Annotated in this window: 21 protein-coding genes and 1 riboswitch; of the genes, 6 read left to right on the forward strand and 15 right to left on the reverse strand. The window is 70.5% G+C overall.

The annotated features are described in order from the left end of the window. Nucleotides 1-24: 24 nt before the first annotated feature. Nucleotides 25-936, forward strand: coding sequence for a LysR family transcriptional regulator (locus tag AB3M90_RS09110; protein ID WP_412951620.1), 912 nt, complete (start codon nt 25-27; stop codon nt 934-936). A 22-nt stretch (nt 937-958) separates the two neighbouring features. Here AB3M90_RS09110 and rlmN read toward each other — a convergent pair whose 3' ends face one another. Beyond that, complete coding sequence (rlmN, locus tag AB3M90_RS09115; protein ID WP_412951621.1) at nt 959-2,260, reverse strand: dual-specificity RNA methyltransferase RlmN; 1,302 nt, start codon at nt 2,258-2,260, stop codon at nt 959-961. 507 nt (nt 2,261-2,767) lie between these two features. Between rlmN and AB3M90_RS09120 the strand changes: the two genes are divergently transcribed. Together AB3M90_RS09120 and AB3M90_RS09125 are read left to right on the forward strand one after the other, a co-directional pair. Then, nucleotides 2,768-3,406: a bifunctional 4-hydroxy-2-oxoglutarate aldolase/2-dehydro-3-deoxy-phosphogluconate aldolase gene (locus tag AB3M90_RS09120; protein WP_412951622.1), complete on the forward strand. Its 639-nt coding sequence runs from the start codon at nt 2,768-2,770 to the stop codon at nt 3,404-3,406. Next, on the forward strand, nt 3,406-4,155 hold the full coding sequence (locus AB3M90_RS09125) for a sulfite exporter TauE/SafE family protein (protein ID WP_412951623.1): 750 nt from the start codon (nt 3,406-3,408) through the stop codon (nt 4,153-4,155). Before AB3M90_RS09120 ends, AB3M90_RS09125 begins: the two co-directional genes overlap by 1 nt. A 24-nt stretch (nt 4,156-4,179) precedes the next feature. On the opposite strand, the gene AB3M90_RS09130 is transcribed toward AB3M90_RS09125, so the two are convergent. The 6 genes from AB3M90_RS09130 to AB3M90_RS09155 form a co-directional block, all read right to left on the reverse strand. After that, on the reverse strand, nt 4,180-5,010 hold the full coding sequence (locus AB3M90_RS09130) for an SDR family oxidoreductase (protein ID WP_412951624.1): 831 nt from the start codon (nt 5,008-5,010) through the stop codon (nt 4,180-4,182). A gap of 27 nt (nt 5,011-5,037) precedes the next feature. Continuing rightward, entirely contained in the window at nt 5,038-5,796 is a 759-nt protein-coding gene (locus tag AB3M90_RS09135; protein WP_412951625.1) for an SDR family NAD(P)-dependent oxidoreductase, read from the reverse strand. Between the two features lie 100 nt (nt 5,797-5,896). Continuing rightward, nucleotides 5,897-6,118 (reverse strand): hypothetical protein, encoded by a 222-nt coding sequence (locus AB3M90_RS09140; RefSeq protein WP_412951626.1) that lies wholly within the window; start codon nt 6,116-6,118, stop codon nt 5,897-5,899. An 87-nt stretch (nt 6,119-6,205) separates the two neighbouring features. Next, entirely contained in the window at nt 6,206-6,985 is a 780-nt protein-coding gene (locus tag AB3M90_RS09145; RefSeq protein WP_412951627.1) for an energy-coupling factor transporter transmembrane component T family protein, read from the reverse strand. Next, complete coding sequence (locus AB3M90_RS09150) at nt 6,982-8,439, reverse strand: ABC transporter ATP-binding protein (protein ID WP_412952682.1); 1,458 nt, start codon at nt 8,437-8,439, stop codon at nt 6,982-6,984. The genes AB3M90_RS09145 and AB3M90_RS09150 overlap by 4 nt, the downstream gene beginning before the upstream one ends. Beyond that, complete coding sequence (locus AB3M90_RS09155) at nt 8,436-9,092, reverse strand: ECF transporter S component (protein ID WP_412951628.1); 657 nt, start codon at nt 9,090-9,092, stop codon at nt 8,436-8,438. The genes AB3M90_RS09150 and AB3M90_RS09155 overlap by 4 nt, the downstream gene beginning before the upstream one ends. After that, nucleotides 9,085-9,194, reverse strand: a riboswitch (TPP riboswitch). It overlaps the preceding gene by 8 nt. 82 nt (nt 9,195-9,276) lie before the next feature. Between AB3M90_RS09155 and AB3M90_RS09160 the strand changes: the two genes are divergently transcribed. Further along, nucleotides 9,277-10,779 (forward strand): D-alanyl-D-alanine carboxypeptidase family protein, encoded by a 1,503-nt coding sequence (locus AB3M90_RS09160; RefSeq protein WP_412951629.1) that lies wholly within the window; start codon nt 9,277-9,279, stop codon nt 10,777-10,779. A gap of 4 nt (nt 10,780-10,783) precedes the next feature. On the opposite strand, the gene AB3M90_RS09165 is transcribed toward AB3M90_RS09160, so the two are convergent. From AB3M90_RS09165 to AB3M90_RS09175, 3 genes are all read right to left on the reverse strand, one after another. After that, on the reverse strand, nt 10,784-13,048 hold the full coding sequence (locus AB3M90_RS09165) for an ABC transporter ATP-binding protein (protein WP_412951630.1): 2,265 nt from the start codon (nt 13,046-13,048) through the stop codon (nt 10,784-10,786). Further along, the gene (locus tag AB3M90_RS09170) at nt 13,045-14,772 is read right to left on the reverse strand and encodes an ABC transporter ATP-binding protein (RefSeq protein ID WP_412951631.1); all 1,728 of its coding nucleotides are present in this window, start codon (nt 14,770-14,772) and stop codon (nt 13,045-13,047) included. The genes AB3M90_RS09165 and AB3M90_RS09170 overlap by 4 nt, the downstream gene beginning before the upstream one ends. Before the next feature lie 200 nt (nt 14,773-14,972). Further along, nucleotides 14,973-16,034: an enoyl-CoA hydratase/isomerase family protein gene (locus AB3M90_RS09175; protein WP_412951632.1), complete on the reverse strand. Its 1,062-nt coding sequence runs from the start codon at nt 16,032-16,034 to the stop codon at nt 14,973-14,975. Nucleotides 16,035-16,144: 110 nt separating this feature from the next. Here AB3M90_RS09175 and AB3M90_RS09180 point away from each other — a divergent pair, with 110 nt between their 5' ends. Then, nucleotides 16,145-17,905 carry an ATP-binding cassette domain-containing protein gene (locus AB3M90_RS09180; RefSeq protein ID WP_412951634.1) on the forward strand — a complete coding sequence of 587 codons (1,761 nt, stop codon included), beginning with the start codon at nt 16,145-16,147 and terminating at the stop codon, nt 17,903-17,905. Between the two features lie 23 nt (nt 17,906-17,928). Here the strand turns inward: AB3M90_RS09180 and AB3M90_RS09185 are convergent, their stop codons facing one another. After that, nucleotides 17,929-18,378 (reverse strand): hypothetical protein, encoded by a 450-nt coding sequence (locus tag AB3M90_RS09185; protein WP_412951636.1) that lies wholly within the window; start codon nt 18,376-18,378, stop codon nt 17,929-17,931. A 135-nt stretch (nt 18,379-18,513) separates the two neighbouring features. Between AB3M90_RS09185 and AB3M90_RS09190 the strand changes: the two genes are divergently transcribed. Further along, entirely contained in the window at nt 18,514-20,019 is a 1,506-nt protein-coding gene (locus AB3M90_RS09190; RefSeq protein WP_412951637.1) for an HNH endonuclease signature motif containing protein, read from the forward strand. Nucleotides 20,020-20,169: 150 nt separating this feature from the next. Here AB3M90_RS09190 and AB3M90_RS09195 read toward each other — a convergent pair whose 3' ends face one another. Genes AB3M90_RS09195 through hemC form a run of 4 tightly spaced genes read right to left on the reverse strand, consistent with a single transcriptional unit; the run spans nt 20,170 to nt 24,311 of the window. Then, the gene (locus AB3M90_RS09195; protein ID WP_412951638.1) at nt 20,170-21,501 is read right to left on the reverse strand and encodes a glutamate-1-semialdehyde 2,1-aminomutase; all 1,332 of its coding nucleotides are present in this window, start codon (nt 21,499-21,501) and stop codon (nt 20,170-20,172) included. Nucleotides 21,502-21,526: 25 nt separating this feature from the next. Beyond that, nucleotides 21,527-22,528, reverse strand: a complete 1,002-nt coding sequence (gene hemB, locus AB3M90_RS09200; RefSeq protein WP_412951639.1) for a porphobilinogen synthase — start codon at nt 22,526-22,528, stop codon at nt 21,527-21,529. Further along, the gene (locus AB3M90_RS09205) at nt 22,525-23,319 is read right to left on the reverse strand and encodes a uroporphyrinogen-III synthase (protein ID WP_412951640.1); all 795 of its coding nucleotides are present in this window, start codon (nt 23,317-23,319) and stop codon (nt 22,525-22,527) included. The genes hemB and AB3M90_RS09205 overlap by 4 nt, the downstream gene beginning before the upstream one ends. Beyond that, on the reverse strand, nt 23,316-24,311 hold the full coding sequence (gene hemC, locus AB3M90_RS09210) for a hydroxymethylbilane synthase (protein ID WP_412951641.1): 996 nt from the start codon (nt 24,309-24,311) through the stop codon (nt 23,316-23,318). Before hemC ends, AB3M90_RS09205 begins: the two co-directional genes overlap by 4 nt. Between the last annotated feature and the right edge of the window lie 2 nt (nt 24,312-24,313).

Consider the following 24,313-nt stretch of genomic DNA (forward strand, 5'->3'; position numbering starts at 1 on the left):
GGAGCAGTATGCGAAACTGCACACATGATGGCGCATTTCCCCGCACCGCCATTGAGCGCGGACGACCTCTTGGTGCTGCTCGCGGTCGCACGCACGGGCCGTTACACGTCGGCGGGCCAGCAGCTCGGACTCAACCACACCACGATCGCGCGACGCATCACGGCCCTCGAGGCGCAGCTCGGCGGCAGAGTCGTCTCCCGCGCCGACGGCGGCTGGGAGCTCACGGCGCTCGGCACGAAGGCCATCGCCGCGGCCGAGCAGGTCGAGCGCGCCCTGGGCGACCTCGACGCGCACGGCGGCGCGCGCATCGAAGGACTCATCCGCCTCTCGGCGACCGACGGCTTCAGCGGCTTCGTCGCCGCCCCGGCCATGGCCGAGCTTCAGCGCACGCACCCTGACGTGCGGCTCGAGATCGTGACCGGCACCAGGCAGGCCTCGCAGCAGCGCGCGGGTGCCGATCTCGAGGTCGTGGTGGGGCGCCCCCAGGTGCGCAAGGCGCGTGCGGTGCACCTCGCCGACTACGCGCTGGGGCTCTACGCGAGCCGCGACTATCTGCGACGGCATCCGACTCCTGCGCGGGTGGACGACCTCGCCGGAGCGCCGCTGGTCTATTTCATCGAGTCGATGCTGCACGTCGACTCGCTGGACGACGTGCGCCGTGTCGTGCCGGGGATGACGGATGCCGTCGCGAGCACCAATGTCTACGTGCACGTGGATGCGACGCGCGGCGGCGCCGGCTTCGGGTTGCTGCCGGCATTCCTCGCCGACCCGCACGACGATCTCGTGCGGGTGCTGCCCGACGCCGTCGACGCCCGGCTGCCGTATTGGCTCGTCGCGCGCCCCGACGCGCTGCGTCAGCCCGCCGTCATGGCGTTCCTGGATGCCCTTCAGCAGCGCCTCGCCGAGGTGCGCCCGCTGCTCCTCGGGCAGCGCTGATCGCGCGGTCGCGCGATCGAGGTCAGGCCATCGCGGCGGACGCCGCCTCGTCCTCCGTCGTCGCGACGAGCTGACCGCAGGCGCCGTCGATCTCCTTGCCGCGGGTGTCGCGGAGGGTGGTCGGGATGCCGGCGTCGTTGAGGCGCCGCACGAACTCGGCGGTCACGTCCTTCTCCGACGAGGTCCAGATCGAGCCGGGCGTCGGGTTCAGCGGGATGGGGTTCACGTGCACCCAGCCGCGTCCGCGGGCGTTGAGCTTCTCGGCGAGCAGGTCGGCGCGCCACGCGTGATCGTTCATGTCTTTGATGAGCGCGTACTCGATCGAGACCCGGCGGCCGGTCTTGGCGTAGTAGTCGTAGGCGGCGTCGAGCGCCTCGTCGACCTTCCAACGAGAGTTCACGGGGATGAGCTCGTCGCGCAGGTGGTCGTCGGGTGCGTGCAGCGACAGCGCGAACGTGACCGGGATGTTCTCGTCGGCGAGCTTCTTGATGGCGGGCACGAGTCCGACGGTCGACACCGTGATGCCGCGCGCGCTCATGCCCAGCCCGTCGGGCTGCGGGGCGACCATGGTGCGCACGGCATCCATCACCCGCTTGTAGTTCGCGAGCGGCTCGCCCATGCCCATGAAGACGATGTTCGAGACCCGCTCCATCGAGTGGTCGTCACGGCGCTTCCCGCCGAGCTCGCCGTTCGCGATGAGTCGGTTGGCCCGCACGATCTGCTCGACGATCTCGGCCGTCGACATGTTGCGGGTGAGACCCGCCTGGCCGGTGGCGCAGAACGGGCAGTTCATCCCGCATCCGGCCTGGCTCGACACGCACAGGGTGATGCGGCCCGGGTAGCGCATCAGCACCGACTCGACGAGGGCGCCGTCGTGCAGGCGCCAGAGGAACTTGATCGTGTCGCCGCGGTCGGTCTCGAGGCGGCGCACCTCGGTGAGCAGGGGCGGCAGCATGCCTCTCACGAGATCGTCGCGGATGCCGGCCGGCAGGTCGGTCATCTCGGCGGCGTCGGACGTGTAGTGGCGGAAGTAGTGGGTGGAGAGCTGCTTGACCCGGAAAGCCGGGAGCCCGAGCTCCTTGACCTTCTCAGCGCGCTCGGCCGGAGTAAGGTCGGCGAGGTGCACGGGCGGCTTGCCGCGCTTCGGGCTCGCGAACTGCAGCAGCGGGCGCCCCTCGGCATCCTTCTGCTGGGTCCAGCCCTCGGTCGCCGGGCGCACCTGCGCGGGCTTCGTGGAGCGGATCACGCCCTGGGCCGGTCGTCCCTGCGGGGCGGACGCGGATGCTGCGGGGCGCGTCTCGCGCGTGCGGGGAGTCTCGGTCATCCCTCCAGGGTACCGGCGGCCGGGTGGGAGGAGCCTGGGGTCGACCCGCTCGCCTCGAGTCGCGAAGCGAACTTCTGCCAGGGGAAGACGCGAACAAGTAATGGGCACAGGAGAGCAACCCACATCGAGCCAGTGGCCACGATGACCACGAAAGCGGCCGTCGCGACGGCCGGAGCGAACAGCCACTTCCTCCACGTAACCGGATTCTCCCAGGGCACGGAGCAAACAAAGAGGGCTGCGGCGTAGGCCCCGACAGCGAGGAAGGAAACGCTTGGGCCAGGGAGCCATTGCGATGCTGCGTCGGCCACAGAAGTCGTTCCTGGAGCAGCCCACGTCAGCAGCTGGAAAGGAAGATCCTTCGAGATGAGGAGGAGGGTCGCTGCCGCTGCAGAGAACACCGCGGCGCTGACGAGGACGCTCCTCTTCCTCCGCGCTAGAGCGCGGCGACTTGTCATTACAAGTCGTCGTCCGGAACAATGGGAGGGATCACCCTTCGAAGGAGCCCCGATGCCCGACCGTCTCGACCGCGCCCGCACCACCGGCATCCTCGCGGTGCTGCGCGCCCCCTCCCCCGAACTGGCCGTCGAGGCGTCGGAGGCGATCATCCGCGGCGGCGTCTCCGGCATCGAGGTGACCTTCTCGACCCCCGACGCCCCGGCCGTGATCCGCGAGCTCATCGCCCGCCACGGCGATGCGGCCTACGTCGGCGCCGGCACCGTCACCACCGCTGAGCAGGCGACGCAGGCCGTCGACGCGGGCGCGGAGTTCCTCGTGAGCCCGGGCACCCTGCCCCACCTCACCCGCGCGATGCTCGACACGGGCCGCGTGGTGATGACCGGGGCCATGACCCCGACCGAGGTCATGGGCGCGCTCGAGGTCGGCGTCGACGTCGTGAAGATCTTCCCGGCGTCGCTCGGCGGTCCGTCGTACCTCGGGGCGCTTCGCGGACCGTTCCCGGACGCCCCGCTCATGCCGACCGGCGGCGTGAACCCCGACAATCTCGCCGCCTGGTTCGCCGCAGGCGCGGTCGCGGTCGGCGCGGGCGGCGATCTCGCGAACGGCGCGTCGATCGCGGCATCCGACTGGGCCGACATCGAGCAGCGGGCGGCACGCTTCACCGCCGCCCTCGACGCCGTGCGAGGCTGATGCCCGAGCTGCTGCCGTGGGCGTGGGCGGCCCTCGGGATCGCCGCGATCACGATCGGCATCTCGAAGACCGCGCTGCCCGGTGGCAGCATCCTCGCCATCGCCCTGTTCGCCGCGGTGCTGCCGGCCCGCACCTCGACCGCGGCCATGCTGCTCCTGCTCATGGTCGGCGACGTCTTCGCTCTCATCGCCTACCGTCGGCACGCGCACTGGCCGACGCTGCTGAGGCTGGCTCCGGCCGTGGTCGCCGGGCTCCTCGCCGGTTTCGCGTTCCTCGCCCTGGCCGGCGACGGCATCGTACGGCGGGCGATCGGCGTGATCCTGCTGTTGATGATCGGCGTGACGCTGTGGCGGCGCCGACGGCAGGACCGAGCGGATGCCGCGCCGCCCGGCTCCGGCGGGCTTCTGCTGGCCGGCGCCTACGGCACTCTCGGCGGGTTCACCACGATGGTCGCGAACGCGGGCGGGCCCGTGATGTCGATGTACTTCCTCGCGACGCGCACTCCGGTGCAGATGTTCCTCGGCACGTCGGCCTGGTTCTTCGCGATCATCAACCTCGTGAAGGTGCCGTTCCTCGCCGGGCTCGGACTGTTCCCCCCACCCGTGCTGCTGATGGATGCGGTGCTCGCGCCCCTCGTCGTCGGCGGCGCGCTCGCCGGCATCCGGCTCGCCAAGCGCCTGGATCAGCGCCTCTTCGACCGCATCGTCATCGCGCTCACCGTGGCCGGCGCCGCGTACCTGCTTCTCTGACCGCTCCGGCGAGGAACGGACCGCTCAGTCGAGGAAGATGTCGGGGAACAGGCGGTCGTCGGGCGTGCCGGGGATCGCCGCGTACCGCGAGAAGTCGGTCACGCCGTCGGCCTCGAGCACGTCCTCGACGATGAGCGTCTGCCCGGTGTAGTCGGCTGCGGGCTTGGTCAGCACCGAGTACGCCGCGTCGGCGTAGATGTCGGCGGTGCGGCTCGCGGCCATGACCTTGTCTCCCCCGAGCAGGTTCTGCACCGCCGCCGTCGCGATCGTCGTGCGCGGCCACAGGGCGTTCGCCGCGATGCCGTCGCGCGCGAACTCCGCCGCGAGGCCGAGCGTGACCATCGTCATGCCGAACTTGGCGAGCGTGTAGCCGGTGTGCGCCCCGAGCCATTTGGGCGACGGGTTCAGCGGCGGCGAGAGCGAGAGGATGTGCGGGTTCGCGGCATCCTTCAGCATCGGGATCGCCGCGCGCGACAGCATGAACGTGCCGCGCACATTGACGTCCTGCATCAGGTCGTACTTCTTGGCGCCGAGGTCGAGCGAGCGCGAGAGGTCGATGACGCTGGCGTTGTTGATGACGATGTCGATACCGCCGAACTCCCCCTGCGTCTTCAGCACCGCCTCGGTGATGTCGTCGTCGTCGCGCACGTCGCCCACGATCGGCAGCGCCTGACCGCCCGCCGCGCGGATCTGCTCGGCCGCGGTGTGCACGGTCCCCTCGAGCTTCGGATGCGGGGTGTCGGTCTTCGCCAGCATCGCGATGTTGGCTCCGTCGCGTGCCGCCCGCAGGGCGATGGCGAGGCCGATACCGCGGCTGCCGCCCGACATCAGGATGGTCTTTCCGGCCAGTGACATGGGTTCTCCTCGGGTGTTCGCGGCGGGTTACTTCGGCGCCATGCGGATCGCGCCGTCGAGGCGGATCGTCTCGCCGTTGAGATACCCGTTCTCGACGATGTGCTGGGCGAGCGCGGCGTACTCCTCGGGGCGCCCGAGCCGGGCGGGGAACGGCACCTGCTGACCGAGCGAGTCCTGCGCGGCCTGCGGGAGCCCCATCAGCATCGGCGTCTCCATGATGCCCGGCGCGATCGTCACCACGCGGATGCCGTACCGCGCGAGCTCGCGGGCGATCGGGAGGGTCATGGCGTGCACGCCTCCTTTCGACGCGGAGTACGCCGGCTGACCGATCTGCCCGTCGAAGGCCGCCACGCTGGCGGTGTTCAGGATGACGCCGCGCTCCTCGTCGTGCGGCTCGTTCCGGGCGATGACGGCGGAGGCCTGCGAGATGACGTTGAAGGTGCCCACGAGGTTGATGCGCACGACGCGCTCGAAATCGGCCAGCATCCCCGGTCGTCCTTCGCGATCGAGCACCTTCGCCGGTGGGGCGATCCCGGCACAGTTCACGACGACCCGCAGCGGTGCGGCCGCCTGCGCCGCGGAGACCGCCGCCTGCACCTCGTCGACGCTCGTCACGTCGGCGGGGACGAAGAGTCCGCCGAGCTCTTCGGCGACCTCCGCGCCCTTCGACGAGGCGAGGTCGATGATCGTGACGTGCCCGCCCGCGGCGGCGAGTCGGCGCGCCGTGGCGAGGCCGAGCCCCGAGGCTCCGCCGGTGATGAGAGCACCCTGCCCGCTGATCTGCATCGGTTCTCCTTCGAACGTCGCGCGAACCACTGAGATGAAACGCAGTCTCAGCCTACGTGGTTCCGGGTGCTGCTTCGTTCGCGAGCGGGCTGAGCGGTCGTCAGTTCCTCGAGTTGCCGCGGAGACCGTAGACGATGATCCCGCTGATCGGGATGAGCAGGAAGAACAGCCAGCTGTAGCCCCACCCGATCGCGAATCCGAAGATGATGAAGAGCGCGAGCGAGACGAGCGGCACGATCGAGGCGATGGCCACGCCGGTGCGTCCTCCGAGGGGAGACTTCCGCGCCAGCGGGTTCGAGTAGTCGTCCTTGTTGTCGGTCATGAGGTGTCCTCCTGTGGTCGTGCGCGGAACCGGTATATCGGCATGCTAGTGGTGCGAGGGAGACGGCGGGGCTCGGCCTCGGTCGGCTCAGCTCCACACGAAGCGGAAGCTGCCGAGCACGACGGCGGCCGACAGCGCGACCCCCATGATGACCAGGCCGCCCAGCAGCGCGACCGCGTCGCGCGGATGCAGTCGCGAGGGCCGCGACCAGGTGCGAGGGATGCCGGAGCCGAAGCCCCGAGCCTCCATCGCGAGGGCGAGCCGTGAGCCTCGGCGCACCGCGAACACGAGCAGCACGAAGGCCATGGAGAAGAACCGGCGGAGGACCCCGCGGTCGCCCACCCCGCGTGCGCGGCGGGCGAGTCCCATCGTGCGCCAGTCGTCGAGGAACAGTCCGAGCATCCGCGTGCCGGCGAGGATGCCGAGGACGAAGCGGCTCGGAAGCCGGGCGACCTGCGACAGGGCGTCGGCGAGCTGCGTCGGGTCGGTCCCGCCGAAGAGCAGGATCGTCGGGAGCCCCAGCGCGATCACGCGCAGGCTCACCGCGACCGCCAGGGCGATCGAGTCGTCGCTGATGACGGCGAATCCGAACGACCAGTGGATGCGTCCGGCCGGCTCGGCATAGAGCAGCATGCTGAGTCCCGCGATGGGAGCGAAGATCACCACGGGGAGGAGGCGCCGGAGCACTGTCGTGAGACGCAGTCCGGTGAGCGGGAGGCACAGCAGCTGCAGACCGATCGCGACGAGTGCGCTGATCACGTCGATCGATGCGAACAGCGGCACCGACAGCAGCACGGCGAGGACCAGCTTGGTCACCGGGTTGACGCCGTCGAGCCACACCGTGCCCCGGGTCGCGGTCGTGCTCACGTCGTCGCCGCCAGGCGGATGCGGTGCCCACCGAGGTGCTGCACGACCGCATCGTCGTGCGTGACGGCGACGATCGAGCGGCCGCGCGAGATCTCGTCCTGCAGCAGCGCGACGAGCGAGATCCATCCGCGCCGGTCCTGCCCGAAGGTGGGCTCGTCGAGCACGATGACCTCCGGCGCGCCCGCGAGCACGGTCGCGACCGACAGGCGCCGCTTCTGGCCGCCCGACAGCGTGAAGGGGTTGGCCAGGGCGAGCGGTGCGAGATCCAGACGGTCGAGCAGCTCGTCGACGCCGGCATCCGTGCGCTCGCGCGTCCAGCCCAGTGCCCGGGGTCCGACGGCCAGTTCGTCGCGCAGGGTGCGGGTGAGGAACTGGTGCTCCGGCTCTTGGAACACCATGCCGATGCGGGTGAGGAGCTCGCGCGACGTCCACCGGATCGGACGATGCCCCCGGCGCCCGGCCAGCTCCGGCGCCGACCGCACCTCGCCGTCGTGCTCGGGGAGGAGGCCCGCAAGCGTCAGGGCAAGCGTCGACTTGCCCGCCCCGTTGGGCCCGGTGATCACCGTCGCGTTCGCTCGCGGAACGGCGATGTCGAGGCCCGACTGCACGACGACGGAGGGATCCCTCGCGATCGCCAGATCGGTCGAGCTGAGCGCATCGGATGCCGGAACAGGCTGCAGCACGGGCAGGTCGACGCCGCGGTCCGGCACCCACACGCCGGCGGCCGCGAGCGCGGCTCCGTGCTCGGTGAAGACGCGGGCGGGCGGGCCGTCGGCCAGGAGCCCGCCGTCGGCGGCGAGCACGATCACGCGGGTCATCAGGTCGACCCAGATCGGAGTGCGGTGCTCGACCACGACCAGCGTGGCATCCGTCGCCTCCACGGCCCGTCCGACGCTCGCCCGCACTTCGCGCACCCCCTCGGGGTCGAGGTTCGCGGTCGGCTCGTCGAGCAGGAGCAGTCCGGGTCGCATGGCCAGCACGCCGGCGAGGACGAGACGCTGCTTCTGCCCACCCGACAGCGCCTTGGTGGCGCGATCCAGTGGCACGTCGAGGCCGACGGCATCCATCGATTCGGCGACGCGCCGCGGTATCTCGGATGCCGCGACGCCGAGGTTCTCGCAGCCGAAGGCGACGTCGTCGCCGACCTTCGACAGCACGATCCCGGCCTCGGGGTCTTGCAGCACGAGGCCGACCCGTCCGCGCTGGGTTTCCGGCGCCGCACCGTCGACCAGCAGGGTTCCTCGGCGTTCGCCTTCGTCGGCGTCGCCGAGAACGCCGGCCAGCCCGGCCAGGAGCGTCGACTTGCCCGCTCCCGAGGCGCCGAGGAGGAGCACGCGCTCACCGGGTTCGATCGTGAAGGTCACGTCGGCGACGGCGGGCCGCTTGCGGCCCGAGTACCGCCAGCCCCAGCCCGCGGCCTGCACGCGGGCCGGGGAGGCGACGCTCACGCTCAGACCTCGCGCACGTGCTCTCGCCCGGCGGCGAATCGGCTGAGGGCGCCGGTCACGGCCAGCGCGCGCACCAGCAGCCATCCGACCACGCCGGCGAGGATCGCCCCCGAGACGGCGACGCAGACGAGGTAGATGCTGTTGAACTCGACCGACTTCAGGATGTTGGGCGAGCTGCCGTAGAAGAGCTCGAAGATCCAGGCGGCGACGGCCGCGCCGACGCCGGCGAGTGCCGCGACGACGACCCCGAAGCGCCGGTAGAGGAAGAGGGCGAAGACGAGCTCGGCGCCGAGGCCCTGCACGATTCCGGAGAGGATGGTCGAGACGCCCCACACGTTGCCGATGAGCATCGAGACGATCGCGGCGACGAGCTCGACGACCAGGGCCGCACCGGGCTTGCGGATGACGAGCCCGCCGACCACCCCGCCGAGCAGCCAGATGCCGACCGCGATACCGCCCAGGCCGGGGGTCACGGCATCGGCCGCTCCGAACCAGGCGTAGCCGATCGTGTTCCAGCCCCAGAAGACGAGACCGATCGCGACACCCAGAACGGCGGCGACGACGATGTCGACGACTCGCCAGCGCCATGCCGGGGCTCGACGGACATCTGCCGATGCGGCCGGCGTCTGCTCGGCGGAACGGTGCGTGGACGTGCTCATGTGAACTCCTCCCTGCGCTGGCATGACCCAGATCAGGTTCGACGGTCGAAGCGCGATTCGCTCCCTCTCAGCCCGGCTCGCCGGACTCCCGTGGTTGTGCTGATGATCCTATCGCTTCCCGACACCCCGGCGCTCGAAGCGGGAACCGCCGCGGTTCGACCCCGGGATTCGGTACCGTAAGCGAGTGACCCCTTCAGAACCCGCCGGATCGACGGGTACCGTCGACGACGGTGCCGATCGAGCGACCTCGGGCTCGTCGTCGGTCCTCACGTCCGACGAGGGTCGAGCCGACGACGGGATCGACATCCTGCAGCCGCCGGCCCAGTGGGCCGATGAGGAGGCCCCGGCCACAGCCCTGACCTGGGTCGACCCGGGCGACGTGGCGCAGCGCACCGCCGCCGCGACGCTCGACGGCGACGCGACGACCGAGAGGGCGGACGGCCTTCTGACCGGGGCACGGTTGCGGCCCGCGATCGCGCGACCCGGGATGCTGGTGCCCCTGGGGGTGCTGGCCGGCCTGCTGGGAGCGTACTCCGGCACGACGCTGCTCTGGCCGTTGCACGAGGTCGCGCCGACCGTGCAGGCGGAGCAGTTCGACATCGCTCCGGCACCGGCCGCCGCGGTCACCTGGCCGGTGCAGGGCAGCGCGGCCGTGGGCATCGCGGGGATCAGCACGACGTCGTCCACGGCGGACGCGGTGAGCATCGCGAGCATCACCAAGGTGGTCAGCAGCCTGATGGTGCTCGATCGGATGCCGCTCGCTCTCGGGGAGCAGGGACCGGAGTTCCGGTTCGACAGCGGTGACAGCGCCGAGTACTGGCAGTACCGTCGTGCCGACCAGTCGGCGCTCGACGTGCCGGTCGGCGGTGTGCTCACCGAGTATCAGCTGCTGCAGGGCACGCTGCTGGGTTCGGCGAACAACTACATCGATCGGCTGGCGTCGGAGATCTGGGGTTCCGACCGCGAATTCGCCGCCGCCGCGGAGGTGTGGCTGCGCGAGCGCGGCCTCAGCGGCATCACGGTCGTCACGCCGTCGGGTTTCGACGTGCGCAACGTGGCCACGCCCGAAGCGCTCGTGGCGCTCGGCGAGTGGGCGATGAAGAACCCGGTCTTCGCCGAGATCGTCGGCACTCCCTCGGTCGAGCTGCCGGGGGCGGGTCTGGTGGTCAACACCAACGGGATGCTGGCCGACCCCGGCGTCGTGGGGATCAAGACGGGAACCCTGGTCGGGTGGAACCTGCTCACCGCGAAGGACGTCGAGGTCGGCGACACGACCGTGCACCTCTTCGCGGCGGTTCTCGACCAGGCCGACGACGATCAGCGTCTCGCCGCGACCCGCTCGCTCTTCGCCGAGACCGAGGCCGCCCTGCAGGCGCAGGCGCCTGCCGTCGCGAAGGGCACGGTCGTCGGAGAGGTGACCACCGCCTGGGGCGAGAAGGTCGATGTCGTGACCGACGACGATGCCCAGGTCGTGCTCTGGAACAGCGCCCTCGCGTCGTCTTCCGTCGTGTTCGACCTCGGCGACGAGCGCGAACAGGGCGGCGCGGTGGGGACGTTGACCACCGCGGGGCCGCTCGACACGGCCACGACCCCGGTGATCCTTGCCGAAGACGTCGAGGGCCCGAGTCCGTGGTGGCGGCTGACCCATCCGCTCGAGCTTCTCGGCATCGAGGCAGACGCCACCTGAGCGCCTACCCGCGGTCGTCGGCTCCCTCCTCGAGAAGGCGCTGCGCGGCGCCGGCCTCGGCTGCGGGCACCTGGGCGCCCACCGCGGCTCCGGCGACCGCGGCATCCGCCGCTGCGCGCGCACCCTCGTCGGGGTCTCCGGCGTCACCGGTCATCACGACGGGCGTCGTTCCGGTGAGCGCCTCTTCGGCATCGATGTCGGCCGCGGCCTGCTCGAACTGCGACTGGTACAGGCGCCAGTACGCACCCTGCGCGGCGATGAGCTCGTCGTGCGTGCCCTTCTCGACGATGTCGCCGTGCTCCATCACGAGGATGAGGTCGGCGTCGCGGATGGTCGACAGGCGGTGCGCGATCACGAACGACGTCCGTCCCTGACGCAGCGCCGCCATGGCGTGCTGCAGCAGGAGCTCGGTGCGGGTGTCGACCGCCGACGTCGCCTCATCGAGGATGAGGATCGAGGGCTGCGCGACGAACGCGCGGGCGATGGTGATGAGCTGGCGCTCACCGGCCGACACGTTCGACGCGTCTTCGTCGAGCACCGTGTCGTAGCCCTCGGGAAGCGCGTGCACGAACCGGTCGACGTAGGTCGCCTTCGCCGCCTCGAGGACCTCGTCGTCGGTGGCCGACGAGCGACCGTACCGGATGTTCTCGCGGATGCTTCCGGCGAACAGCCACGGGTCCTGCAGCACCATGCCGGTGCGCGAGCGCAGCTCGTCTCGGGTGATCCGGGCGATGTCCTGACCGTCGAGCATGATCCGCCCGCCGCTGAGCTCGTAGAAGCGCATGATCAGGTTGACCAGCGTGGTCTTGCCCGCACCGGTCGGGCCCACGATCGCGACCGTCTGGCCCGGCTCCACGCGGAACGACAGGTCGCGGATGAGCGGGCGCTCCGGCGTGTACGAGAACTCGACGTTCTCGAACTCGATGACGCCCTTGCCGTCGGCGAGGGCCGGGGCATCGGCGTCGTCGGGCTCCTGCTCGTCGGCGTCGAGCAGCTCGAACACCCGCTCGGCCGATGCCGTTCCCGACTGCACGACCGCCGCCATGCCGCCCAGCTCGGAGAGCGGCTGGGTGAACTGCTGCGAGTACTGGATGAACGCCTGCACGTCGCCGAGCCGGAGTTGGCCGCTCGCGACCATCAGTCCGCCGAGCACCGCGATGCCGACGTAGCTGAGGCTGCCGACGAACATCATCGCCGGCATGATGATGCCCGAGAGGAACTGCGCCTTGAAGCTCGCCTGGAACAGCTCTTCGTTCTCGGCCTGGAACTTGGCGAGCGCGTCTTTCTCGCGGCCGAACACCTTCACCAGCGCGTGACCGGAGAACGCCTCCTCGACGCGGGCGTTGAGACGGCCGACCTTGCGCCACTGCGTGCCGAAGGCCTTCTGCGACCGCGGACCGATGATGCCGAAGATCACCGCCATCAGCGGGAGGGTGATGAGCGCGACCAGCGCGAGCTGCCACGAGATCGAGAACATCATCACCAGCACACCGATCACCGTGAGCACCGACGTGAGCGCCCCGGACAGGGACTGCTGCATGGTCTGGGTGATGTTGTCGATGTCGTTCGTGACGCGCGAGATGAGCTCGCCGCGCTGCACCCGGTCGAAGTACGACAGGGGCAGGCGGTTGATCTTCGCCTCGACCTGCTCGCGCAGACGCCACATGGTGCGGACCATGATGACGTTGATGACGTATCCCTGGATCCATGTGAGGAGGGCCGCCGCGACGTAGATCGCCAGCACCGCCGCGATGATCCACCGAAGCGCCTCGAAGTCGACGCCCTGGCCGACGGTGAAGTCGCCGAGCGCTCCGACCTGGTTCGCGAACTCGGTCTGTCCGGCGCTGTTCAGCGCCTCGACGACCGCGTCCTGCGAGGTGCCGGCGGGGAATCCGGGGAAGTCGCCGTTGGGCTGGCCGAGCTGGATGGAGATGAAGCCCTTGTAGACGAGGTTCGTCGCTTCGCCGAGGACCTTGGGCGCGGCGACGGTGAGGACGACGCCGATCGCGCCGAGCACCGAGACGAAGACGAACCAGATAGCCGAGGGCTTGAGCAGGCCGATCATGCGGGCGAAGCTCTTGCCGAAGTTGTCGGCCTTGCCCGGTGCCACGCTGTCCCAGTCGCCCGAGTTCTGGCGCGCCTGCTCGGCGAGCTCGGCCTCGTACTGCTCCTCCTCGGTGAGTTCGCGCTCGACGACGGGTGCTGCCGCCTTCCCGCGTCGCTTCCGGGACTGGGTCCCTGAGCCTGTCGAAGGGTTGTTCTCGCTCATGCGTCCACCCCCAGCTGCGACTCGACGATCTCGCGATAGGTGTCGTTCGTCGCCAGCAGCTCGTCGTGGGTGCCCACGCCGACCATGGTGCCTCCGTCGAGCACGACGATGCGGTCGGCGTCGGTGATCGACGAGACGCGCTGGGCGACGACGATCTTCGTGATCTGCGGGAGCTCCCTCCACAGCGCCTGCCGCAATCGGGCGTCGGTGGTCAGGTCGAGAGCCGAGAACGAGTCGTCGAAGACGAGGACCTGCGGCCGGTGCACGAGCGCCCGGGCGATGGCGAGACGCTGGCGCTGTCCGCCCGAGACGTTCGTGCCGCCCTGAGCGATGCGCGACTCGAGGCCCTCGGGCATCTCCTCGACGAAGTCGCGGCCCTGCGCGATCTCGAGGGCGTGCCAGAGCTCTTCGTCGGTCGCCTCTTCGCGCCCGTACCTCAGGTTCGACGCGACGGTGCCGGTGAAGAGGAACGGACGCTGAGGCACCAGGCCGATGCTGTCCCACAGCGCCTCGACGTCGGCATCGCGCACGTCGGTGCCGCCGACGCGCACCGCTCCGCCCGAGACGTCGAACAGGCGGGGGATCAGCGAGACGAGCGTGGTCTTGCCCGAACCGGTCGATCCGACGATGGCGACCGTCTCGCCCGGCTGCGCGGCGAAGCTGATGCCGGTGAGCACCGGCGCGTCGGCGCCCGGGTAGGTGAACTCGACATCGTCGAGCGCCACCGCGCCGGGGGTCGGGAAGTCGACGACGCCGTTCTCGGGCCGCACCATGGTCGACTCGGCGTGCAGCACCTCGGCGATGCGCTCGGCCGAGACCGCGGCGCGCGGGATCATCATCGCCATGAAGCTCGCCATGATGACGCCGCCCATGATCTGGCCGATGTACTGCATGAACGCGAACAGCGTGCCGACCTGCACCGTGCCGTTGTTGACCTCGATGCCGCCGAACCAGATGACCGAGACCACCGTGACGTTGAGGATCAGCATGAACAGCGGGAACAGCAGCACGAACAGCGATCCCACCTTGCGGCCGACGACCATGATGTCGGTGTTGGCGCCGCGGAACCGCTCTTCCTCGATGCGCTCGCGCACGAACGCCCGGACCACCCGCACGCCCGTCAGCTGCTCGCGCATGATGCGGTTCACGTTGTCGAGCCGGCCCTGGTAGGTGCGGAAGAGCGGCACCATGCGCCCGATCACAAGAGCGGCGAGGATGAGCAGGGCGGGCACGGCCACGGCGATGAGCCAGCTCAGGCCCACGTTGGTCTGGACCGCGAAGATGATGCCGCCGATGGCGAGCAGCGGAGCCGTCACCAGCATCGTCGCGCCCATCATCGCGAGCATCTGGACCTGCTGCACGTCGTTGGTGTTGCGGGTGATGAGCGAGCCGGCGCCGAACTGCGACACCTCGCGCTCGGAGAATCCGCTGACCTTGCCGAACACGTCGGAGCGGATGTCACGACCGGCACCCATGGCGGCGCGCGCGGCGAAGTAGGTCGCCGTGACCGAGGCGATGATCTGGCCGAGCGAGACGGCCAGCATGAACAGACCCGTGCTCCAGATGTAGCCGGTGTCGCCCTGGGCGACGCCCTTGTCGATGATGTCGGCGTTCAGGCGCGGGAGGTAGAGGGTGGCTGCCACGCTGGCGAGCTGGAAGACCAGCACGCCGAGCAGGAGCCATCTGTACCTGGACAGATATCGGAGGAGGATTTTTCCCAGCACAGGCGTACTTTCTCGGAAGGATCGAACGGCGGGTTTCCCGGCAGACGGATGCCGACCGACAACCGGCCACAAGAAAGAGTGCCACGAACCGTCGACATTCGTCCCCCTCTTTCCGGCGACCTTCGCTGACAGCGAACCGGACGTCGGGGGCCTGCCCGTTCCTGCACCGAGGCGAACAAACCCGCCCGGCCGGGGCGGGTTCAGAACAGCGGATGCCGCGGCGTGTACTCGCGCGCCGGAGCCCCGGCATCCGGTCCGAGCTCGGCGAGGGTCGCCGGGTCCCACTTCGGGTTCCGGTCCTTGTCGACCAGCTGCGCGCGGATGCCCTCCACGAGATCGGGATGCTCGTCGACGAACCACAGCACGCGGCGGTACTCCCCCTCCAGCGCCGCCCGCAGGCCGGAGAGCGCGCGGGCCTCCCGCACGGCGTCGAGGGTGACGACCAGCGCCGTCGGGGCGAGGCTCTCGAGCAGGTCGGCCGTCACCCCGGCATCCGGCTCGTCCCGCGCCCGAAGCCGCGCGACGATCTCGACGACGCTCGGCGCCGAGAACGCCTCGTCGACCCACTCCCGCATCGCCGGGAGCCGCGACGGCTCGGGGGTCTCGTCGAAGAGCAGCACGATCTCGCTCGGTCCGGTCGGGTCGGCCCGGTGGGCGAGCGCCTCGCGCAGGGCGTCGAGCCGATCGGAGGGCACGACGTGGTCGGCGAAGCCGAGGTGAACGGCATCCGCGGCGGTCATCGTCGCACCGGTCAGGGCGAAGTACTCGCCGAACCGGCCGGGCGCCCGCCCCAGCAGCCAGGTCCCGCCCACGTCGGGGGTGAAGCCGATGCGCGTCTCGGGCATCGCCAGCTTCGAGCGCTCCGTCACGATGCGGATGGCGGCGTGTCCTGCCAGGCCGATGCCGCCGCCCATCGTGATGCCGTCGGCGAGGGCCACGACCGGCTTCGGGTATTCGGCGATCATCGCGTTCAGTGCGTACTCCGCGCGGAAGAACGCCGCCGTCTCATCGGCGCGCCCGGCCACGATCTGGGCGTGGAGCGCACGCACGTCGCCTCCGGCGCACATCCCCCGCTCGCCTGCTCCGTCGATGACGACGATCTGCACGTCGCTGTCATCGACCCAGGCGGTGAGCGCCTGCGTGAGCGCCTCGATCATCCCCAGGTCGAGGGCGTTGATCGCCTCGGGACGATCGAGCGTGAGCCTTCCGAGGGCTCCTTCCTTGCGGATGACGACGCGGGACGCGGTGGTGGAGTCGGTCACGCGTGCCAGGCTACCCCGTCGCCGGCCTCCGGGAATCCGCATGAAATACGCGATCCGAGCGCTTTTCCGGCAGGATAGGGGGAACTGTTCCCCCCGAGGAGAGGTCGCGGATGCCCGAAGGACAGGTGCTCGAGTTCACGAACGTGACGAAGCACTTCAATGAGCTGACCGCCGTCTCCGATTTCTCCGCCCGCGTGGAGCCCGGCGCCGTCACCGCCTTCCTCGGTCCGAACGGAGCGGGCAAGACCACGACCCTGCGGATCCTGCTCGGCCAGGTGCGTCCCACCTCGGGCACCGCGACCATCGGCGGCACGGCCTACGCCGAGCTGCGGCAGCCCCTCCGCGTCATCGGCTCCGTTCTGGAGGAGACGGCCTATCGCACCCGTCGCACCGCCCACCGTCAGCTGACGATCGCCGCGAAGGCCAACGGCATCCCCGTCACTCGCGTCGACGAGGTGCTCGCTCTGGTCGGCCTCGACGCCGAGGCCGACTCCCGCATCGGCGGCTTCTCTCTCGGCATGCGTCAGCGCCTGAGCGTGGCGCACGCGCTGCTCGGCGATCCCGGCGCTCTGGTGCTCGACGAGCCGGCGAACGGCCTCGACCCCGAAGGCATCCGGTGGATGCGGCTGCTCATGCGCCGCCTCGCCGACGAGGGTCGCACCGTCCTGGTCTCCTCCCATGTCCTCAGCGAGGTCGAGCAGGTCGCCGACAACGTCCTGGTGCTGTCGAAGGGGCGACTGGTGCTCGACAGCGGCATCGAGAAGCTCGCCGACCCGAAGTCCGGCGCGGTGGTGGTGGATGCCGCCGATCGCGCCGCCCTCACCGCCGCACTGTCGGCGGCCGGATTCGACATCGAGGTGCTGCGCTCGGGGCTGACGGTGCGCGGCGGAGATGCGGGAACCGTCGGCGCGATCGCCGCCGAGGCGGGCATCGCCCTCAGCACGCTCGTGCAGCGCGGCCCCACGCTCGAAGACGTCTTCATGGAGCTCACGCGTGGCGGTAAGTTGTCCGGTCGCGCGGGGATCACGGCGGCGGCGGCCGTCGAGTCCGATCCCGAGACGGGTGCGGCGGCGGATGAGCCGAGTCTCGCGGCGGATGCGGCGGGCGAGCCGGTGGAGGCGGCCGGTGCGGCCGGCGAGCCGGTGGAGGATTCCGACTCGGAGGAGACCACGGCGGAGCCCGAGTCCGGAGACGAGACCGAGCTCGACGTCGACACCGCGGCCGATGACGCGGCCGATGACGCGGCCGAAGACACGGCCGAGATCTCCGATCACGCGGATCCGCAGGCCTCCGACGACCGGCCGGCGGAGCAGTCGGCGGAGCAGTCGGCGGACCGCTCGTTCGACGACATCCTGTTCGGATCCGGCGCACCGTCCGATGGCTCGGGCGACGCGGCCGACTCCGGCGAGGTCGCCGGTGACGCGGCATCCGATGGCGACCACGCGGGCGTCGAGTTCTTCTCGGAGGCCGATGAGACGGATGCTGCGCCCGGAGACGCATCCGATGCCGGGGCTTCTGACGCCGAGGCTTCCGAGGCCGATGCCGGTTCCGACGACGATCCGCGATCCGCCGCCGTGAGCTCGATGCTGGCGGCCGCCGCCCGCGCCTACTACGACGACGAGCCGCGCGACTACCCGCAGGCCGACACGCCGTCGGATGACGGCGCGCATTGGAGCGTCGCCTCGACCGGCGTGATCGACACCGTGCCGGGCGCCGCGGCGACCGAACCCGTCGAGCAGACCGACGAGCACCACGAGGGCGGCGGCGAGCACCAGCAGGGTGACGGCCACCACGAGGACCACGAGGGTGACGACGAGCACCACCACGACGGCGAGCACCACCACGACGGCGAGCACCACCACCACGGCTGACCGGCTGGCGCTCGCGGCGGGCGTCAGGCCGGTCGCGGACGGATCACCGGCCGGCGACTGCCCTTCGATACGGGGGTCGGCGATGTCGCCACGATCTCCTCGACGTCGGCGGGTTCGGTCGACACGTCGAGGCGCAGCGCCTGCGTGAGGGCGAGACCGTGGCGCGTGCTCAGGATCAGCCGCCGGTACTGCTCGTCGCCGTCGAGGTCGATCACGATTCCGGGACGACGCCGGCGGATGAGCACGAAGTCCAGACTGCCCGCGGCCTTCCAACTGCCCGCGGCGAGGACACCGGGGATGTGGGTTCCCGGGTTGGGCACTCCACGCAGCCAGGTCCAAGCGTCTTCAGTGAGCTGCACCTTGGTGATGGTCTCGCGCACGATCCGCACGTTGTCCCGGTGGAAGGTCGCGGCGCGCTCGAGCGGCGAGAGCACGATCTCCAGTTGCGTCTGGTCGAGCAGCAACGTCACCATGCCCCCAGTCTGCCAGCGCGACCCTCTGAGTTGTCTGCCGGTTGCTCACAGGAAGGCAACGATCCTCTTGTCATGTTCGAATCTTTCCACAGCATGCATCTCCGAATGTCGGAGGTATGTACTACCGTGGGCGGCATGGAGATCAGACAGCGCGACGACATCGACCGGCGGCAGCGGCTCCTCGACGCCTGGGTCGAGCGCCGTCGCCGGATCGCCATGCTCGAAGCGGAGTGCGCCGATCTGCTGGCCGAGCGCATGCGGGTGTGCGACGACGACGCGCGCGAGCAGCCGCACCATCGCGAGAGCATCCATCGATCCATGATCGCCGAGTACGCTGCGGCCGGTCGCCTCGCGAAGGGGAGCGTCGAGTTCGCGTTCGCCGATGCCTGTCTGCTCGATTCCGCTCATGCCGCGGTGCGCGGGGCGTTCGTCCGCGGCGACATCACCAGCGCCCATGTGCGAGAGATCGTCCGCGCCGGCATGATCGTGCGCGAGGCGGTGCGGAAGGGGCGGACGGATGCTGCGACGCTCGGCCTGTACGACACCGCCGCTCTGGTCGTGGCCGAGACGGACTCCCCTGCCCGCACTCGAGCGGTGGTGCGGCAGATCGCCGCGTCGCTGGCCGGTGAGACGCTCGTCGAGCGGCATCGGCGGGCGCACGGCGACCGCGCGATCACGATGCGCTCGCTCGATGACGGACTCGCGCTTCTCCAGGTCGTGCTGCCCGAGCATCTGGCCTGCGCCGTCATGGACCGCCTTACGCGGCTGGCCAGACAGGTCGTCGCCACGCGCGACACTCTCGACCCCGTGCTCTCAGCCGATCCGCTCGACGCCGGCGCCGACCCCATCTACGCCTCCGACCTCGCGCCCGACGATCCCCGCCGCGACGATCCACTCCTCAACGCGCACGTTATCTCCGGCGACGCACACGTCATCTTCGGCTACGGCGACACGTTCACGCTCGATCCGGTGCTCGAGCCGGCGCTCGAGCCGGCGCTCGAGCCGGTGCTCGATCCGGTGCTCGAGCCGGCGCTCGAGATCGAGCACATCCCCGCCGACGAGCGCACGATCGATCAGGTGCGCGCCGACCTGTTCGCCGATCTGCTCCTCACGGCCGACCCGTCGGCGTCGGGCGGTACCGGGCTCGAGGGCATCCAGGCGCGCATCCAGGTCACCGTGGCGGCGAACACGCTGGTGGGAAGCGACGACCGACCAGCCCAGCTCGACGGGTGCGGAGCGATCGACCCCGACATCGCTCGCGACCTCGCCGGACGCACCGGCGGGTGGTCGCGCCTCTTCCTCGACCACGCCGGCATGGTGACCGCAACCGACTCCTACTCCCCCACCGAGGCGATGCGACGGCACCTTCGAGCCCGAGATCAGCACTGCCGCTTTCCGGGGTGCCGCATGCCGGTGCACCGATGTCAGATCGACCACAACCACGATCACGCCAAGGGCGGCCCGACACACCTCGACAACCTGTGCCACCTCTGTCCCGGCCACCACGTGCTCAAGCATCCCGATGTGCTCGAGCGACATCGTTGGACGGCCCGCCAGCTCGCCGGCGGAGACATCGAGTGGACGAGTCCGCTCGGTCGCGTGTACCGCGATGCCGTGCCGCGTCGAGTCATGTTCGTCTGAGCCGGCGAGAACATCGTCTGAGCCGGCGAGAACTTCGTCCGAGCCGGTGAGAACGTCGTCCGAGCCGGCGAGAACATCGTCCGAGCCGGCGAGAACATCGTCCGAGCCGGTGAGAACGCGGCGCGCGGTCGTCTCCTCAGAAGGAGTCGCTCAGCGAGCGTCGAGCGTGGCGGCTGCGGCAGCTTCGGCGGCGGCGGGGAGAGCCGCCTCGATGAGTCCGAGCTCCTCGTCGCCGTGGGCTGCGGTGAGGAACCACGCCTCGAACACGCTCGGCGGCAGCGCCACCCCCTGCTCGCGCAGGGAGTGGAAGAACGGTCGGTACCGGAACGACTCCTGCGCCTGAGCCTCGACGTAGTCGCGCGGAGCGGTGGCGCGGAACGACGGGTTGAACAGGCTGCCCGCACGCGCCACGGCATGCGTGACGCCCGCAGCGCTCAGCGCGGCATCCAGCGCCGACGCCAGGCGGACGGATGCCGCGTCGATGTGCGCGTAGACATCGGGCGTCGCCAGGCGAAGGGTCGCCAGCCCCGCGGCGACCGAGAGCGGATTGCCCGACAGCGTCCCCGCTTGATACACCGGTCCGAGGGGCGCCAGCAGGTCCATGATCTCCGCCGGTCCACCCAGCGCGGCCAACGGCATACCGCCGCCCACGACCTTGCCGAACGCGATGATGTCGGGGATGTACTCCTCCCCGGCCTCCCTCTGCAGACCCCAGTAGCCCGCCGGATGCACGCGGAATCCCGTCAGCACCTCGTCGAGGATCATCAGGGCCCCATGGGCGTGCGCCGTATCGGCGATCAGACGGTTGAACCCGGGCAGCGGAGCAACCACGCCCATGTTCGCCGCCGCCGCTTCGACGATCACCGCCGCGATGCGCGGTCCGTGCTCGGCGAACACGGCGGCGAAAGCATCCGGATCGTTGTAGGGAATCACCAGCGTCTGCGCCGCGATGGGCGCCGGCACCCCGGCCGACCCGGGCAGGGCGAGCGTCGCGACACCCGAACCCGCCTCCGCCAGCAGTCCGTCGGAGTGGCCGTGATAGTGACCGGCGAACTTCACCAGCAGATCGCGACCGGTCGCGCCGCGCGCCAGGCGGATGGCCGTCATCGTCGCCTCCGTGCCGGTCGACACGAGGCGCACCCTCTCGATCGGACGAACGTCTCCCAGCCGCACCCGATCCGCGATCAGCGCCGCCAGCTCGACCTCGCCCTCGGTGGGAGCGCCGAACGACAGACCCCGCGCGGCAGCCTCCTGCACCGCGGCGACGACCTCCGGGTGGGCGTGGCCGACGAGCGCGGGACCCCACGAGGCCACCAGATCGACGTACTCGCGGCCCGCGGCATCCGTCACCCTCGGGCCGGAGGCCGACGTCAGGAACCGCGGCGTCCCACCGACCGATCCGAACGCGCGTACCGGCGAGTTCACCCCGCCGGGGATCACCGAGCGGGCAGCAGAGAACAGGTCGTCATTGGGGTCGGTCACAGCAGTCTCCTCCGTCGCGCCGTCGTCAGTCGCGCAGCCAGCGCGCCGCTTCGGTCGCCCAGTACGTCAGTACGGCATCGGCGCCGGCCCGGCGGATCGAGAGCAGCGACTCCTGCACGGCCGCCCGGCGATCGATCCATCCGTTGGCGGCAGCGGCCTCGATCATCGCGTACTCGCCCGACACCTGATACGCCCAGACCGGAACGCTCACCGTGTCGCGCACCTCGCGCAGCACATCGAGGAACGCCATCGCGGGCTTGACCATCACGATGTCGGCGCCCTCGGCCTCGTCGACGACGGCCTCGCGCACGCCCTCGCGACGATTGCCCGGGTCGAGCTGATACGAGCGGCGGTCGCCGGTCAGCTGGGAGTCCACGGCCTCGCGGAAGGGACCGTAGAAGGCGCTCGCATACTTCGCGGCGTATCCCAGCAGCAGCGTGTCGGTGAAGCCTCCGGCGTCGAGCGCCGCACGGACGACGGCGACCTGACCGTCCATCATCCCCGAGAGACCGAGCAGGTGCGAGCCCGCGCGCGCCTGGGCCAGAGCCATCGAGGCGTAGCGCTCGAGAGTCGCGTCGTTGTCGACCGTGGCCCGTCCTGAGCCTGTCGAAGGGCCGTTCTCGGCGAGCACGCCGCAGTGTCCGTGGTCGGTGAACTCGTCGAGGCACAGATCGGTCTGCACGACGAGCGCATCGCCGACCTCGGCGGCCAGCGCCTCGGTCGCCACGTTCAGGATGCCGCGGGGGTCGTCGGCTCCCGACCCGATCGCGTCGCGCACCGCGGGAACGCCGAAGAGCATGACCCCTCCGACACCCGCCTCCGCCGCCTCCACGGCGGCCGCGCGCAGCGAGTCGATGGAATGCTGGGCGACCCCCGGCATCGAGCCGATGGCCACCGGCTCGTCGATGCCCTCCCGCACGAACAGGGGCAGCACGAGCTGGCGCGGCTCCAGTGAGGTCTCGCGCACCAGGTCGCGCACGGCGCGCGATCGGCGCAGCCGTCGCAGACGGATCTCGGGGAAGCTCACGGCGCGAACTCGTCTGCGGCGTGCGGAAGGGTGAAATGAGACACGGCGTCGATCAGCGCGTCGACCGTCTGGCGGTCGGCGACCACAGAGACCGGCAGCCCGGCCTTGCGCGCATCCCGCGCGGTCCGCGGACCGATCGCGGCGAGCAGCGTCGCATCCGGGATCTCCGGGAACTGCTCGCGCACCTGCTCGGCGACCGACCCGCTCGTGATCAGGATCGCATTGATGCGACCGTTCTCGACGTCACGACGGATCCGCTCCGTGACCGGGACGCCGACCGTGCGATAGGCGACCACGCTCGCAACGTCGTGCCCGGCCTTCGACAGCAGCTTGCTGAGCACCGGCTTCGCGATCTCGCTGCGCAGGGCCAGGATGCGACGGGGCTCCGACTCGAGCGCGATGAGCTGCTGAGCCATCCCTTCGGCCGAGTTGTCCTGCTCCGGAACGAGTGCCACCTCGTATCCCACGGCCTGGAGGGCCGCGGCGGTCGTCTCGCCCACCGCGGCGATGCGCGTCGACCGCGGCACGACCGCGCGGTGCGCGAACAGCACATCGACGGTCGTGGCGCTCGTGACGGTCAGCCAGTCGAAGGCCCCGTCGGCGAGCTGAGCCAGCGCGACGTCGAGCGCCGCCTGGTCGGTGGTCGGCGCGAAGTTGATGAGCGGTGCCACGACGGGCACGGCTCCCTGTGCGCGCAGGCTCGCGGCGACGCCGTCGCCCCACGGCCCGCCGCGGGGCACGAGGATGCGCCAGCCGTCCAGCGGCCGGTCCTGCTTCGAATCGGATGTCATGAGGATTGCTCTCGAGAGACGAGTCCAGCCGCCCCTTGATCGAGCAGCCGACGGGCAACAGTGAACCCGAGCTCACGCGCTGCGTGCATCGGGTCTGCACCATCGGCAGCATCCGCTCCATTGCCACTGCCGTTCCGACGAATATACTCCCCGTTCAGGTCCTCCGTGACGTCGAGGCCGATCCGACGGCTCCCATCGGGGGCGTACACGACCGTCCTGACGCGGATCGCGGCCCCGTCGACGACGGCGTGCGCGGCCATCGGCGCCTGGCATCCTGCGTCCAGACCTTCGAGAACGGCGCGCTCGACCGTGATCGCCAGACGCGTCGCGCGATCGTCGAGCTCGGCGAGGGCGGCGAGGAGTTCCGGAGCGGCATCCGATCTCGTCTCCACGGCCAGCGAGCCCTGCCCGGGCGCGGTCGGCCATTCCGCCAGACCCAGTTCCTCGCGTCGCAGCGGAGAGTCCGGGTCGAGCCGCGACAGCCCCGCCGCCGCGAGGATGACGGCATCCAGCTCTCCGGATGCCACGCGAGCGAGCCGGGAGTCGACGTTGCCGCGGATGTCGACCACCTCGGCGTGCGGGGCGCGTCGACGCACCTGCGCGATCCGGCGAGGCGATCCCGTGCCGACGGTGCTCCCGGTGCGCAACTCGTGCAGCGGCGTGCCGCCCCGGGTGAGCACCACATCGCGGGCATCCTCCCGTCGGGGCGTCGCCGCGATCACGAGGCCCTCGGGGATCGCCGCCGGGAGATCCTTGAGCGAGTGCACGAGGAAGTCGCACTCCCCGGCGAGGAGCGCCTCGCGCAGGCGGGTGGCGAAGATCCCCTGACCGCCGATCTCCGACAGCGAGGCGCGATTGGTGTCGCCCTCGCTCGTGATCGGGACGAGCTCGACGGGGCGTCCGGCGACCTTCTCCAGAGCAGCGGCGACATGACCCGACTGCGCCTGCGCGAGCGCGCTGCGCCGGGTTCCCAGGCGGATCGGAGTGCTCATGG

The sequence above is a fragment of the Microbacterium martis genome (genome assembly GCF_047246685.1).
In the GTDB taxonomy this organism is placed as follows: Bacteria; Actinomycetota; Actinomycetes; order Actinomycetales; family Microbacteriaceae; genus Microbacterium.

Coding starts and splice junctions, on each gene's coding strand:
- AB3M90_RS09205 (WP_412951640.1), bottom strand. CDS start 23,319: ATGACATCCGATTCGAAGCAGGACCGGCCGCTGGACGGCTGGCGCATC.
- AB3M90_RS09165 (WP_412951630.1), bottom strand. CDS start 13,048: ATGAGCGAGAACAACCCTTCGACAGGCTCAGGGACCCAGTCCCGGAAG.
- hemC (WP_412951641.1), bottom strand. CDS start 24,311: ATGAGCACTCCGATCCGCCTGGGAACCCGGCGCAGCGCGCTCGCGCAG.
- AB3M90_RS09130 (WP_412951624.1), bottom strand. CDS start 5,010: ATGTCACTGGCCGGAAAGACCATCCTGATGTCGGGCGGCAGCCGCGGT.
- AB3M90_RS09155 (WP_412951628.1), bottom strand. CDS start 9,092: ATGAGCACGTCCACGCACCGTTCCGCCGAGCAGACGCCGGCCGCATCG.
- AB3M90_RS09135 (WP_412951625.1), bottom strand. CDS start 5,796: ATGCAGATCAGCGGGCAGGGTGCTCTCATCACCGGCGGAGCCTCGGGG.
- AB3M90_RS09190 (WP_412951637.1), top strand. CDS start 18,514: ATGGAGATCAGACAGCGCGACGACATCGACCGGCGGCAGCGGCTCCTC.
- AB3M90_RS09180 (WP_412951634.1), top strand. CDS start 16,145: ATGCCCGAAGGACAGGTGCTCGAGTTCACGAACGTGACGAAGCACTTC.
- AB3M90_RS09110 (WP_412951620.1), top strand. CDS start 25: ATGATGGCGCATTTCCCCGCACCGCCATTGAGCGCGGACGACCTCTTG.
- rlmN (WP_412951621.1), bottom strand. CDS start 2,260: ATGACCGAGACTCCCCGCACGCGCGAGACGCGCCCCGCAGCATCCGCG.
- AB3M90_RS09185 (WP_412951636.1), bottom strand. CDS start 18,378: ATGGTGACGTTGCTGCTCGACCAGACGCAACTGGAGATCGTGCTCTCG.
- AB3M90_RS09125 (WP_412951623.1), top strand. CDS start 3,406: ATGCCCGAGCTGCTGCCGTGGGCGTGGGCGGCCCTCGGGATCGCCGCG.
- AB3M90_RS09120 (WP_412951622.1), top strand. CDS start 2,768: ATGCCCGACCGTCTCGACCGCGCCCGCACCACCGGCATCCTCGCGGTG.
- AB3M90_RS09140 (WP_412951626.1), bottom strand. CDS start 6,118: ATGACCGACAACAAGGACGACTACTCGAACCCGCTGGCGCGGAAGTCT.